Here is a 12,468-nt window from a genome sequence, read left to right as displayed (position 1 = left end):
TCGTTTTCGGTGCCGAGTTCTCCGGCCTCCCGGCGTCCCGTCCGTACACGGCTCTCCGCCCCGCCCTTCCCGATGTCCCCCGGTCCGCCGCCGGGGGACAGACGCCGGGAAGGGGCGCCGGGCCGGGTCACCTGCCCGGCATGCCGCCGCCCGTGATCGCGTCCCTGGTCCGGTCGACCAGCGAGGCGAAGGGGCCGACAGTCCACTGCGCCATCGGTGAACCGGCGACCGCCGGGTGCGGGCGGGTGGGCGCGATCTTCTCGGCCGCCATGAGCCGTGCGCCCATTTCCCTGAGCTGTGCCTCCGAGCGCGCGGCGCGCACAGCGGGGAACTCCTCCCGCTCCTCGTGTTCGGCGTGGTCGGACACGGCCCGCTCCAGCTCAACGAACCGGGCGTCGAATTCCGCACTGCCGATGTCCATCTTCTCCAGCGCCGCGAGTGCCTTGCTCGCCTCCTTCTCCTCCTGGTTGCGGGCGTCGGCCTCCTCCTTGCCCGCCGTGTCCTTCGCGACCGGGCGCATGATCATCTCCTCGGCCGTCTCGTGCACGGTGAGCAGCGCCCGCAGCTCGTCGAACGCCTGCTGCTTGGTCTCCCCCCGCGTGCTCCTCACCTCCGCGAAGAGGTCCCGGATGCGGGCGTGCTGGCGCAGAAGGATGGCCACCACGTCGTCCTCGGGCAGTGCCGCCGCCTGGACGCGTTCCGCGTCTGCCTCGTTCATCTCTGTTCCTTTCCGCCGACCGTTCGCCTCGACTACGAGTCACCAGAGGGCCGTTTCGATAAACCGGCCGGGCGCCACCTTCGTCCGGGTGGACGCGCCCGCCGGGCGCCGGGCCCGGCGGGGTACGGCTGACCGGGTCCCCGGAGGCGCGACCGGATATCGTCTCCGATCGGATGGACAGTCACCCGCACGGCGTGATGGCCGGGTTCGAACGGCGAAGGAGCGGACGATGACCCGTGTGCCCCGGCAGGACTGGATCCGGCGGTTCGTCCCGCGCCCTGCGGCGCGGCTGCGGCTGGTGTGTTTTCCGCACGCGGGCGGGGCCGCCAGTGCCTTTCACGGCTGGGCGGAGCTGCTGCCGGAGTGGATTGAGCTGGTCGCCGTCCAGTATCCGGGCCGGCAGGACCGTTACGGCGAGCCGATCCCGGCGGGAATCCCCGAGCTGGCCGAGGAGATTCTGCGTGGCGCCGAGGACATCACCGGCTTCGACCGGCCCACCGCCTTCTTCGGACACAGCATGGGCGCCCTGGTGGCCTTCGAGGTCGCCCGCCGGCTCCAGTGGCGTACCTCCTCACCGCCGGCCGCGCTCTTCGTGTCCGCGTGCAAGGCCCCGCCGGCCCGCACTCCCCGGGGCCTCACGTTCGAGGAGAACGAGATCCGGGACTACCTCAGACATCTCGGTGGCTCGGGCGCGGCACTGCTGGAGAACGACGAGCTCTGGGAGTTCGCGTTCCCGGTGATCTGCGGCGACCTGCGGATGGCGGAGGCGTACCGCTACGCGCCGGGCGCTCCGCTGACCTGCCCCGTTGTCAGCATCGCGGGTGACCGTGACCCGGCGGTCACGCCCGACGACGCGGCCCTGTGGAAGGACTGCACAACCGGCGAGGCGGACGCACGTGTGCTGCGCGGAGGACACTTCTACTTCGAGGAATCGCTGTCCGGCCTCGTCGAGATCCTGACCGAGGGGCTGACCCGGCTGGTCCCGCACTGAGCGTCCGGCCTGAGACGTTCGCGGGAAGTGTGCTGACGCTCCTGCCAAAACACACCCGAGCGGGTGGGCGTCCGCGTACCCTACGTTGACTTTCCAATCGAGGAGTGGGCATGGCAGGACAGTTCGAGGCGACCACGGAGATCAACCGGCCGATCGAGGAGGTCTTCGCCTTCCTCGCCGACGGCAGGAACGATCCGAAGTTCAGTCCCCGGGTGAAGGAGATCGTGAAGACCCCCGAAGGCCCCACCGCCGTCGGGACCGTCTTCCGCAGCACCGTCAAGGACGCCGGGATGACGACCGGGCGGGAGTTCCGTATCACCGAGTTCGAAGCGCCCCGCACGTTGCGCTGGACCGAGGTCTCCAAGAACCTCATCACCGCCAGCGAGGGCGGCTACGACCTGGAATCCCTCGCCGACGGAAGAACCAGGGTGCGGATCTACAACGTCCTTGAGGGACACGGCCTCGGCAAGCTCCTCGTCGGTCTCGCCCTGAGCGCCTCCCGCAAGGACGCGCCCGCCTTCGGCAACCGCATCAAGACGGCCGTCGAAGCGTCCTGAGTCCGGCGCCGGGACCGGTCCCGGCGCCGCCCCTCATCGCCGCGGTCAGTTCCTTGTGCCGAGCCTGCCGCGGTTGTGCAGGACGTAGAGGAACGCCAGAGACGGGGCGATGAGCAGTGCGGCGGCGCCGGCGACACCCGCGAGCACCCACAACGTGGGTGTGGGCGACGCGGCTTCGGCGAGGCTGAGATGCGTACCCAGCAGATACGGATACTGGGCGACGCCCCACCCGCAGACGACGGCGGCCACGGCCAGCGCCGCCAGCATGCGCAGTGCGCCGGCTCTTCTGGTCCTGAGCAGGAAGAGACTGGCCAGGCCGCTCAGCGCGGAGATGATCAGCAGTGGCAGTCCACGGTGACTCAACTCGTGGAAGAGGCGGGGCGAGTCCGCCTGGAGCACAAAGATCCCGGCCAGGCTGACCAGACCCGTGACGGCTCCGGCGAGCAGCGCGCGCCGGCCGAACCACGTTTCGAGGTCGGGGCTCTCGCTCTGCCGCGCGGCGGCGGTCAGAAACACCGCGGCCAGGTAGGAGCAGACCAGCACGGCCAGCACCCCGCCGAGCACGGAGGTCGGGTTGAGCCAGCTCCCGAGCGGGTCGCCCTTCCCGCCGGCCGGTACCCGCCCGGACGCGATCGCCCCGGCCAGACTTCCGAAGCAGTACGGGGTGACCACCGACGACAGCGCGAACACCGCTCCGTAGACCCGCTGCTCCGGCGTACGCAACGATGCCTTGCGGAACGCGAAGCCCGCTCCGCGCAGCACGATACCCAGCGCGGCCAGGCCCAGCGGAATGTACAACGTCGTGGTGATGGCCGCGAACGCGGCGGGGTAGCCGCTCCACAGCACGACGAGGCAGTAGATCAGCCAGGTGTGGTTGGACTCCCAGACAGGACCGACCGTCAGATCGATCAGACGGCGGGGCCTGCTGCCGCGTGCCGCTCCACCGCCGGTCAGGTCCCAGAAACCGGCACCGAAGTCGGCCCCGCCGAACAGCGCGTAGGCGATGACGCCGACGAACAGAATGACCGCGATCGCATCGCTCATGTCTACCGGTCCTCTCCCGTGTGCGCGCCGGTGAGCGGCCGGTCGGGGCCGTAGGGGACGTCGACCGCGTCGTCGCCCCCGTCCCGCCAGCGTCGTGTCAGAGACCGCAGCACAAGTACGGCGCCGATGCCCACCGCGAGATAGATGGCCAGGGCCGCGGCGAAGAAGGGCCAGAGATTGCCCTGGGTCGCCACGGCGTCCCTGGTCAGCAGCATGCCCACAACGGTCCAGGGCTGCCGTCCGACCTCGGTGACCACCCAGCCGCTCTCCAGTGACACCACCGCGACGACTCCGCTCACGGCGACGCACCGGAGGAACAGGCGGTTGGTGGGGACCTCCCGCCGGCGCCACCACAGCCAGGCGAACCAGAGGGAGAGCGCGAACAGCGCGAACGCCGTCCCGATCATGATGTCGAAGGCCAGATGGACGATGCTCACCGCCGCGTCCTCGGGCCGCACCGCGGGAGGGATCGCGTCGAGCCCCCGGATCTCGGTGGACGGTCTGAAGTCCGCCAGCAGCGAGGCCAGGTCCGGGATCTGAAGGCCGTAGCGGACCTCACCGTCGATCAGCACCCCGGCGAGCGTCTCGGGGACATGATCGCCGGTGGTGGGCAGCAGTTCGATGGCGGCGAACTTCGCGGGCTCGCTGTTGAACACCTGGCGGGCGACGATGTCGCCGACGAAGATCTGTACGGGCATGGCGCAGGCGGCCACAACGAAACCGATGAGGAACCCGAGCCGGTGGTAGCTGTCGCGGCGGCCCCGCAGCATTCCCACGGCGTAGACGCCCGCCACCGAGAAGCCGGCCACGATGTACGCGGCCAGCAGCATATGGATGCTCTCGAACCAGAAGGCCCCGTTGAAGAACACCTCCGCCGGACGGACCTCCACCACACGGCCGTCGCGCATCGTGATGCCGCCAGGCTGGTTCATCCAGCTATTGGCCGCCACGACCGCGCAGGTGCCACCGATACTCGCCAGGACGACGGGCACGCCGGTCCAGAAGTGCACCCAGGGCGGAAGCCGCTTCCAGCCGTAGATGTAGATCGAGACGAAGATCGCTTCCAGGAAGAAGAAGATGCCTTCGATCGCGAAGGGGAAGCCGAAGGCCGCGCCGTAGCGGCCCATCAGGCCGGGCCAGAGAATCCCGAGTTCAAAGCTCAGTACGGTGCCGGTGACCGCTCCGACGGCGAACAGTACGGCCGCCACCTTCGACCAGCGCTGTGCGAGAAGCAGGGCCTGTTCGTCACCGCGGCGCAGACCGCGGTAGTTGGCGATGAGCATAAGAGCCGTGAGAGCCACGCCGAACGGCACGAGGATGATGTGGAATCCCAGGGTGAAGGCCATCTGCTCGCGGGCGGGCAGCAACTGCGGCGGATCGTCAGCCGAAGCCAGAGCCTGAAGCAGGATCCCGGCAGCATCAGGTGAGTACGGCATCTCCGCATCTTTCATGTGCCCGACGGGTCCGGGCCGCCGGTGACACGGGCCGGGCGGTGACCACCACCCGTTCGGCCGCGCTGCGCACGGGAGACCGGCGAGGGCCGGTCAGCGGACCGGGTCGACCGGATTCCGGCGGGAGACCAGCAGGGGATCCTCCGGGGTGAACGGCAGATCGGCCATGTCGTCCGGCGTGATGCCGAACGACGCCGCGAGGACCTCCTTGCTGAATCCGCCGACGGACGCCTTGTAGCCGATGTTGCCGGGGGTGCTCCGGTCGAAGAAGACCAGAAAGTGCAGCTCTCCCTCACCGATGTCCTCGATGTGGTGGGGATAAGCCCTCGGGACGAAATAGACATCGCCCGGGCTCAGCAGATAGGTGTCGACCTCCCCTCCCGGGCTGAGGAGCGTCATGCGTCCCCGGCCCTCGTGCACATATCCCATCTCCGCCGTGAGCGGGTGCCAGTGCGGTTCACGCATGCCTTCGTCGGTGATGCGCAGGGAGTTCATGGAGATGTTCTCCAGGACCGGCCAGTACGGCGTCTTCGCGATTCTCGCGGAACCGGCGGCGGAGGCCACCGGCGCCGGCATCGCGTCGACGTCGAACTTGTACGGATCCTTTCTGCGCGCGTCGGGAGGGATCTGCGCGGGGGCCTGCCGGGTGCCTATGTTCGTGTCGGCCGGTCCGCGCCGCAGCCCGCTGAACGCCGACGCGGGCAGATCGTAGGTGTTTCCGAGCACCGCGTCGGTCATCGCTCCGAAGGCGCCGGACATACCGAAGTCCTCCGGGCGCTCGTGGCTGAAGCCGGTGATGAACTCGGCCTCCTCGCGGCCGGTGTTCTCGATGTGGTGCAGAGCGCCAGAAGGGACGAAGAACATCTGGCCCGCCGCGATGGTGAAGCTGTGGTGTTCGTTTCCGTTGCCGGACATCGAGACCAGCGCCTCGCCCCGTACGCAGTAGCTGAGCTCGTTCGCGTTGGCGTGCCAGTGCGGTTCGCGCACCGCCAGCGGCGCCAGTACGAGGCGGCGGATGGAGAGACGGCTGAGCGCCGTGAAGTTCGCCTGCGTCAACTCGCCTATGGTGCCGGCCGCGGTGCTCGTGGTGTGCGGCTGCGCCATCAGGGACCGTACGTGCGGGGACTGGGCCATGACGGTACTCCTGCTGGGGTGGTGGATGGCGCGCTCACGGCGGCCGTGTCGGAAGGGGCCGCTGCCGGCCGGTACGTGGTACGGGAACACCGGCCGCTCAGAGCAGCATCAGCAGAGTGGCGCACGCCAGGACGGTGACCGCTACTCCGATCGACGCGGCGGCGAGAGTGGTGGACCGCCGGTTCGCCAGCGGCCCCATCAGCGCTCGGTCGCGGCTGAACAGCACCAGCAGCAGCACCGCGACCGGGACACCGAGCGACACAAGAGCCTGACTGGCTATCAGCAGCGCGGTCATCGGTACCCCCGTCAGCATCAGCGCCACCGAGGGGACCAGAGTGACCGTCCGGCGCAGCGTGGGCGGGACGCGCCGGGTCAGCAGGCCCGCCACGATCACATCACCGGCGAGCGCGCCGGTACCGCAGGACGAGACCCCCGAGGCCAGCAGCGCGATGGCGAAGGCCAGTGCGGCGGCCCCGCCCACCTGCGCGGTCAGCTCGGCGTGGGCCCCGTACAGATCTCCCTGCCAGGCGCCGCCGGCGACGGCCAGTCCGGCGCCGAGCACGACCATCGAGACGCTCACCAGGGTCGCCGTCCCCAGCCCGAGCAGGCAGTCGACGCGCAGGCCCCGCCGGACACCGCCCGGGTCGCTGCGCGCGGTGTGCGCGTCCCGGCCCGGCCGCACCATGGCGGAGTGCAGATAGAGCGCGTGCGGCATCACCGTCGCGCCGATCATCGCGAGGACCAGCGGAAGGGTCTCGCCGTCCAGCCGGCCCGGTATCAGACCGGCCGTCAGCCCGGCCGGGGACTGGTGGCCGACGGCCAGGATGTCGAAGAGGAAGCCGCCGCCGACCAGGATCAGGGCGGCTGCCGCGCCCAGTTCGAAGCCGCGGGAGTGACCGCGGCGCCGCAGCGTCACCACCGCGAGCGAAGCCGCGGCGGCCAGCAGCACGGCGAGCCAGGCCGGCGTGGAGAACAGCAGGGACATACCGATCGCCGCGCCGACGAATTCGGCGATCTCGGTGGCTATTATGACGAGTTCCGCCTGGCACCACAGGAGGCGTCGCGCCGTTGAGCCGAAGCGCTCACGGCACAGCAGCGGAAGGCTTTTACCGGTGGCCAGTCCGATTTTCCCGGACAGATACTGCAACAGCATCGCGCAGGCGCTCGCCGACACGATGACCCACATCAACTGATATCCGGTGGTGGCGCCCGCGGTGAGATTCACCGCGACGTTTCCGGGATCCACATAGGCGAGGGCGGCGACGAAGGCCGGACCGACGAGATGGACGACCCGTGGTGTCACCGGGCGCCGGGAGGAGCCGGGGTCGACAGCCTGGTCAAGGATTTTGGAGACCGGTGGGCCCGGTATGCCCGGGCCGCGGAGGTCGATCCGCTCGTCCGGGGATTCAGTCGTACACGGATGAGACCCTCCCGGAATTCGGGACGGGAGACCCACGGGTATCACGGCATGCTCCTTTTCTGTGAGACAGCCCCAAGGGCCGGCCTGTCATCCCCGGTGAATCAGCGCGTGGTGTCGGACGCGGTGCGCCGCAAGGCGGAGAGGGGCCCGCATACTTGAATGTCTTCGGGCGTTCCGACAACGCGGCGGGACGCCCTGGTTGTCGTCGCGCGCCTGCCGGTGATTACGGGACAGTCCTTAACGTATGAATGTCTCCTGGGCGGCGCCAACGCTGCTGGCATTCGGGTCAGAGCGGCGCGCGGCGCATACGCCGACGCCCGGCGACCGGGTCTCGACAATCAGGGATTGGAGCCGTGTATGGCAGCGGAGCCCGGTGCGGCCGGCGGCGCGACGACAACCGGCTGGCTGAGGCGTCAGAAGGGTTCCGTGCCCTCGCCGACGGTGGTGGCGCTCACGCTGGTGACCGGCGCCGTCGACGCGATCAGCTTTATGGCTCTCGGAGGCGTCTTCACCAGTGTGATGACCGCGAACCTCGCCCTGCTCGGCCTGGCGGTGGGGTCCGACAATCTGACGCTCGCCTGGCATGTGGTGGTGGCGCTCGCCGGATACGCGTGCGGCATCCTGGCCGGGGCCTGGTGCGGCATCCGGCCCGCACGGGAGAGGCCGTTCCGCTGGGACGGCGCCAGAACGGCACTGGCCGGAGAGCTTCTGCTCGTCTGCGGATTCCTCGCCGGCTGGCTCGCGGTCGGCGGCACCCCCGACACGGCGGCGCAGCTCGGTCTGCTGGCCACGGCGTCCCTGGCCATGGGCTGTCAGAGCGGGCTGATCCGTGTCGCGGGGGCCCCCGATGTCTCCACCACGTACCTCACCGGCACACTCACCGGGATCCTGGCCGAGCTGGTCACCACACGGCGGCTGCAGCGGTCGAACCTCGTCCTGATCGGTGTGCTGCCGCTGGGCGCCGCCCTGGGCGGAGCCCTGGTCACCTGGGCACGCCCCTTCGCACCCGTTCTGCCGGCCGCTCTGCTGGCGGCCACCCTGGTGCTCTCCTTCACCCCGTCGGACGGGAGAAGACCACCGGCCGCCTGAACGTGCTACCTCCGGGCCGTCCGGCAGCGGAGTCGCCTCGCGCCCGGCCTCTGCCCCGGCCGGTCCAGACCGTCCAGGACCGCCACGGTCAGGACGGCGTAGGCGAGATGAGGCACGACATCGGCCACCCAGTCCTTCGCGGTCCAGGTACGCGGGTCGGTGACGCCGAGTACGGTCATGGGCCCGTTGGTGCCGATCAGCGCACCGATCGTGGCCACGGCACCGTCCGCGAGGAACCCGGGCCGCCATCCCGCGCTCCGGGCGAGGCCCATGAGCGCTCCCATGGTCACACCCGCCGCGAGACCGGTCAGCGGACCCAGACCGGCGATCCGGTTCTGCCGTGTCTCACCGGAACCGGGGACGGGGATCCCGGACTTCTCCGACAGCCGCTCCACCGTGACCTCCGGCGTGCTGCTCGCGGGCCTGCCGCGCAGAGCCATGTCGAGATAACTGGTCATGTCGAGCGCGGTGGTACCCGCCATACCCGCCGCGGCCCCCCGCAGGGCGGCCGACAGCGCCCCGCCGGCCCCGCCCGCTCCACGGCGCGTGGCCTTGTGACGACACAGTGCGCGTAACACGTCAGTAGCCTCCAGGACCGGGTGGATCCGTTGCGGCGGACATCCGTCGAGTAAGCCGTCCGGATAAAAGTGAACACCGCCCGGCCGGTCGCCGCCACCGGTGAGTCCGCGCCGCCGCGGGGCCTTATGAGGTGCTCGGTACGGGAGCACCGCACACGGAGTCAACCGCGCGGCAGCCGCCGCCCGGACCGGCCGCTCACCGGGCGGGGAGCTGGATGAGCAGGAGCGCGGCGTCGTCGTCGAGCCGGCCGGCGTTGTGATCACGCAGCGTGTCCAGCAGCGCGTCCAGCATCTCGGTCGAGTCGGCCGAGAGATGCTGCCGCAGCCGCTCCTCCAGCGGGAAGAACGCGCCGTTGTGGTCGCGGGCCTCCGACACCCCGTCCGTGTACAGGAGAAGCTGGTCACCCTCCGTGAAGGGGAGGGTCGTCAGACAGGGCTTGGCGTCGCTGAGTTCCAGCAGCCCCAGCGGTGGCACCGGCGGTTCCGCGTCGATGGTGGTGACGGTCCCCTCGTGGACGAGCAGCGGAGGCACATGGCCGCAGTTGGCGATCTGGAGCCTGCACGGGGAGGGGAATCCGACGATGACGGCGGTCACGAAGTCGTCGCCGGCGAGATTGCGGCGCAGGCTTCGCTCGATCCGGTCGACGACATGGAGGAGATTCGGTTCGTTGTGCGCGGCCTCGCGGAAGATGCCCAGTACGAGTGCGGCGGTACTGACCGCGGGCAGCCCCTTGCCCCGTACGTCGGCCATGATGGCGCGCGGCCCGAACGGGGTCAGGACGACTCCGTACAGGTCCCCTCCGATGCTGGCCTCGGCGGCCGCCGCGCTGTACCGCACGGCGATGCGCAGGGGGCCCACGCGCTCCGGCACAGGCGCGAGGATGGCTTGCTGCGCCGCCTCCGCCACGGATCTGACCGCGACCAGTTCACGTTCCCTGCGCTGCCGCAGCGCGCTCAGCAGCGCGCTGGCCGTGGTGACCACGGCCAGCGCCGCCAGTGCGACGGCCTGGTCCTCCACGGACGGTGATCCGGGGCGCAGCCCGAGGACCGCAGCGATGACGAACGAGGCGGCGCCGAACGCGACCACGCCGTGGGGCCCGTAACGCGCGGCCGCCAGCGCCGGTGCCGTGGCCAGCATCGAGAGCCAGCGCAGCCCGGGGCCGGTCAGCAGAGCGGCCAGGGAATAGGCGGCGACCAGCACATAGGGGAAGACCGCCGACGCGACGGCGATGCCCCGCGGGAGTTCCGGCATGGATCTGTTCGCCGTCTCGTCGGTGCGGAAGGGCCTTGCCCGGGTGCGTGCCATGTCGCTGTTCGGGCCTCTCGTCTGGATCGTGCCGGGCTCGCGTGCCCGGCACCGCGCCTCGGGTCGGACCAGGGGTCCCGTCGGCGCGCCGGGGACGGGGAGAGAAGGTCGTCACGGCGGATCCACGGGCCGGGACGAGCCGCGAGAACGTCTGCGAGAGGGGGGCGGATTATTGGGGGAACAGGAAGGACCCTCCGGCGTGTGCCGCGTAACTGACCGGTCGGAACACAACGACGAGCCGCACACGCCGGCCGATGTCCCAAGGCAGACACACCTGGTGCTCCGGCCGCGTTCTGATACAGCAGGCTACCCCGAAGCGGGTCACGATGGAGCGGTGTGATGCTCACCGGTGCCGCTCCGGCCATGGCTGCCGGGTGGCGGCACGGCAGCACCGGGGCACAGCGTCCCGCCCCCGGTCCCGCGACGCGTCCGCTGCCGCGACGCGTTGATCCACCGGGAATTTACGGCACAACCCTCAGAAGACCCGGATGGGGATTTCGGCGGGGGCCTCCAGCAGATCGGTGATCTCGTCGTCCAGGCGGACCAGGGTGAGGGACGCGCCGGCCATGTCGAGCGAGGTGCAGTACTCACCGACATAGCTGCGGCGGACCTCGATGCCGCGTTCGGCGAGCTGCCTGTGGGCAAGCCCGTACACGAGATAGAGCTCGCCGATCGGAGTGCCGCCGAGGCCGTTGACCATCAGCGCGACCCCGTCGCCGGAGACATAGGGCAGATCCTCGACGACAGCGTCGAGGAGTTCGCGCACGATGGCGTCCGCGGGCTTCATCTTCTCGCGCCGCCGGCCTGGCTCGCCGTGGATTCCCACGCCCATCTCGATCTCGTCGTCGGGCAGATCGAACAGCGGGGATCCCTTGGCCGGGGGTGTGCACGCGGTGAGCGCCATGCCCATGGTGCGGGTGACGGAGTTGACCTTCTCGCCGATCCGGTACACCTCGTCGAGCCCGGCGCCGCGCTCGGCCGCCGCGCCGGTGGCCTTCATCACGAAGAAGTTGCCCGCCACTCCGCGGCGGCCGACCGTGTAGGTCGAGTCCTGTACGGACACGTCGTCGTCGATGAACAGCGTACGGACGGTGACTCCGTCGGCCGCCGACAGCTCCTCGGCCATCTCGAAGGCCATCCGGTCGCCCGTGTAGTTGTTGACCAGCAACAGGACGCCCTGGGGAGACGCGACCAGCCGGACCGTCTCATAGACGTAGTCGGTGGGCGGCGCGGAGAAGACGTCGCCCGGACACGCGGCGTCGAGCATCCCCGGTCCCACCGTCATGACGTGCGACGGCTCATGTCCGGAGCCCGATCCCTGGACGAGGGAGACTTTGTCCGGCCGGGGCGCGTCGGCGCGCATGATCAGGTTGAACTCCGGCACGTACCGCAGGGTGCCGGGGTTGGCCAGGGCCAGCCCCTGCAGCATCTCGGGCACATAGTTCTTCGGGTCGTTGACGAACTTCTTCATGCGATCGCTCCTGGATCTCGGCGGGCGGGGACGGGCCACGAGCGGTTCACGCGCGCTCCGCCCATTCGGCGGCGACGCGCTCCGCCATGATGGCGATCGCCATGGCTCCCGCGTCGGGGGACCCGATGCTGCGTTCGCCGGTGTAGCTCGGGCGGCCTCGCCTGGCCCGCATCGGGGTGGTCGCCTCAGCGGCGGTACGTGCCGCCGAGGCCACGACCTCGGCGAGCCCGGCGCCACCGGCCGCCGCCGGGCCCTCGCTGGTCGTCAGCGCCTTTTCCAGCGCGTCGGTCATCGGGATCAGCGCGTCCAGCAGCGTCTTGTCGCCGAGGTCGGACTTGCCCCGGGCCTTGATGCCCTCGGCGGCGGCACGCAGCATGGCGACGGCGTCCTCACCGTTCAGCTCCGAACGGCCGCTGACGGCGCCCGCCGCCCGGAGGAACGCGGTACCCCACAGCGGGCCGGACGTCCCGCCCACCCGCTTGGAGATCACCAGTGCCACCTTCTTGAGGAACGCCGAGGGAGAGCTGCGGTCCAGCGAGTCCCAGTCGGCGAGAACGATCTCGAAGCCGCGCGCGAGCGAGTATCCGAGGTCCCCGTCACCCACGACGGCGTCGAGTTCGCTGAATTCGCGCTCCCGGTCCACCGCCGTCCGCGCGACGGTTCTGACAACGAACTCAAGATCACTGTCTGTTGTCGATGACATGGCGGC

Annotated in this window: 12 protein-coding genes; 3 read left to right on the top strand and 9 right to left on the bottom strand. The window is 70.1% G+C overall.

Annotation, left to right across the window (positions count from 1 at the left end):
- Positions 1–127 precede the first annotated feature (127 nt).
- On the bottom strand, positions 128–718 hold the full coding sequence (locus tag ABZ707_RS27395; RefSeq protein WP_360179936.1) for a hemerythrin domain-containing protein: 591 nt from the start codon (positions 716–718) through the stop codon (positions 128–130).
- A 229-nt stretch (positions 719–947) separates the two neighbouring features.
- Between ABZ707_RS27395 and ABZ707_RS27390 the strand changes: the two genes are divergently transcribed.
- The gene (locus ABZ707_RS27390) at positions 948–1,709 is read left to right on the top strand and encodes an alpha/beta fold hydrolase (RefSeq protein WP_360179934.1); all 762 of its coding nucleotides are present in this window, start codon (positions 948–950) and stop codon (positions 1,707–1,709) included.
- A 110-nt stretch (positions 1,710–1,819) separates the two neighbouring features.
- Complete coding sequence (locus ABZ707_RS27385) at positions 1,820–2,266, top strand: SRPBCC family protein (RefSeq protein WP_360179932.1); 447 nt, start codon at positions 1,820–1,822, stop codon at positions 2,264–2,266.
- Between the two features lie 45 nt (positions 2,267–2,311).
- On the opposite strand, the gene ABZ707_RS27380 is transcribed toward ABZ707_RS27385, so the two are convergent.
- The 4 genes from ABZ707_RS27380 to ABZ707_RS27365 all read right to left on the bottom strand — a co-directional run bounded on the left by ABZ707_RS27380 (position 2,312) and on the right by ABZ707_RS27365 (position 7,198).
- A complete protein-coding gene (locus ABZ707_RS27380) occupies positions 2,312–3,310 on the bottom strand; it encodes a cytochrome d ubiquinol oxidase subunit II (protein ID WP_360179930.1) in 999 nt (332 codons plus the stop codon).
- Between the two features lie 2 nt (positions 3,311–3,312).
- Entirely contained in the window at positions 3,313–4,746 is a 1,434-nt protein-coding gene (locus tag ABZ707_RS27375) for a cytochrome ubiquinol oxidase subunit I (protein WP_360179928.1), read from the bottom strand.
- A gap of 108 nt (positions 4,747–4,854) precedes the next feature.
- Positions 4,855–5,895, bottom strand: coding sequence for a cupin domain-containing protein (locus ABZ707_RS27370; RefSeq protein ID WP_360179926.1), 1,041 nt, complete (start codon positions 5,893–5,895; stop codon positions 4,855–4,857).
- 97 nt (positions 5,896–5,992) lie between these two features.
- Positions 5,993–7,198 (bottom strand): Nramp family divalent metal transporter, encoded by a 1,206-nt coding sequence (locus ABZ707_RS27365; protein ID WP_360179924.1) that lies wholly within the window; start codon positions 7,196–7,198, stop codon positions 5,993–5,995.
- Positions 7,199–7,672: 474 nt separating this feature from the next.
- Between ABZ707_RS27365 and ABZ707_RS27360 the strand changes: the two genes are divergently transcribed.
- On the top strand, positions 7,673–8,404 hold the full coding sequence (locus tag ABZ707_RS27360) for a YoaK family protein (protein ID WP_360179922.1): 732 nt from the start codon (positions 7,673–7,675) through the stop codon (positions 8,402–8,404).
- A 5-nt stretch (positions 8,405–8,409) separates the two neighbouring features.
- On the opposite strand, the gene ABZ707_RS27355 is transcribed toward ABZ707_RS27360, so the two are convergent.
- The 4 genes from ABZ707_RS27355 to dhaL form a co-directional block, all read right to left on the bottom strand.
- Positions 8,410–8,886: a hypothetical protein gene (locus ABZ707_RS27355; protein WP_360179920.1), complete on the bottom strand. Its 477-nt coding sequence runs from the start codon at positions 8,884–8,886 to the stop codon at positions 8,410–8,412.
- Positions 8,887–9,178: 292 nt separating this feature from the next.
- Entirely contained in the window at positions 9,179–10,288 is a 1,110-nt protein-coding gene (locus tag ABZ707_RS27350; RefSeq protein ID WP_360179918.1) for a PP2C family protein-serine/threonine phosphatase, read from the bottom strand.
- A gap of 475 nt (positions 10,289–10,763) precedes the next feature.
- Entirely contained in the window at positions 10,764–11,759 is a 996-nt protein-coding gene (dhaK, locus tag ABZ707_RS27345) for a dihydroxyacetone kinase subunit DhaK (protein ID WP_360179916.1), read from the bottom strand.
- A gap of 46 nt (positions 11,760–11,805) precedes the next feature.
- The gene (dhaL, locus tag ABZ707_RS27340; protein WP_360179914.1) at positions 11,806–12,462 is read right to left on the bottom strand and encodes a dihydroxyacetone kinase subunit DhaL; all 657 of its coding nucleotides are present in this window, start codon (positions 12,460–12,462) and stop codon (positions 11,806–11,808) included.
- Positions 12,463–12,468 lie beyond the last annotated feature (6 nt).

Source organism: Streptomyces sp. NPDC006923 (assembly GCF_040635655.1).
Classification (GTDB): Bacteria; Actinomycetota; Actinomycetes; order Streptomycetales; family Streptomycetaceae; genus Streptomyces.
Note: the sequence above shows the minus strand (reverse complement) of the source record. Positions and strands in the feature narration are given on the sequence as shown.

What these genes read in the sequence shown, in the direction of transcription:
- ABZ707_RS27395 (WP_360179936.1), bottom strand. Translation starts at nt 718, where the DNA reads ATGAACGAGGCAGACGCGGAACGCGTCCAGGCGGCGGCACTGCCCGAG.
- ABZ707_RS27390 (WP_360179934.1), top strand. Translation starts at nt 948, where the DNA reads ATGACCCGTGTGCCCCGGCAGGACTGGATCCGGCGGTTCGTCCCGCGC.
- ABZ707_RS27385 (WP_360179932.1), top strand. Translation starts at nt 1,820, where the DNA reads ATGGCAGGACAGTTCGAGGCGACCACGGAGATCAACCGGCCGATCGAG.
- ABZ707_RS27380 (WP_360179930.1), bottom strand. Translation starts at nt 3,310, where the DNA reads ATGAGCGATGCGATCGCGGTCATTCTGTTCGTCGGCGTCATCGCCTAC.
- ABZ707_RS27375 (WP_360179928.1), bottom strand. Translation starts at nt 4,746, where the DNA reads ATGCCGTACTCACCTGATGCTGCCGGGATCCTGCTTCAGGCTCTGGCT.
- ABZ707_RS27370 (WP_360179926.1), bottom strand. Translation starts at nt 5,895, where the DNA reads ATGGCCCAGTCCCCGCACGTACGGTCCCTGATGGCGCAGCCGCACACC.
- ABZ707_RS27360 (WP_360179922.1), top strand. Translation starts at nt 7,673, where the DNA reads ATGGCAGCGGAGCCCGGTGCGGCCGGCGGCGCGACGACAACCGGCTGG.
- ABZ707_RS27355 (WP_360179920.1), bottom strand. Translation starts at nt 8,886, where the DNA reads ATGGCGGGTACCACCGCGCTCGACATGACCAGTTATCTCGACATGGCT.
- ABZ707_RS27350 (WP_360179918.1), bottom strand. Translation starts at nt 10,288, where the DNA reads ATGGCACGCACCCGGGCAAGGCCCTTCCGCACCGACGAGACGGCGAAC.
- dhaK (WP_360179916.1), bottom strand. Translation starts at nt 11,759, where the DNA reads ATGAAGAAGTTCGTCAACGACCCGAAGAACTATGTGCCCGAGATGCTG.
- dhaL (WP_360179914.1), bottom strand. Translation starts at nt 12,462, where the DNA reads ATGTCATCGACAACAGACAGTGATCTTGAGTTCGTTGTCAGAACCGTC.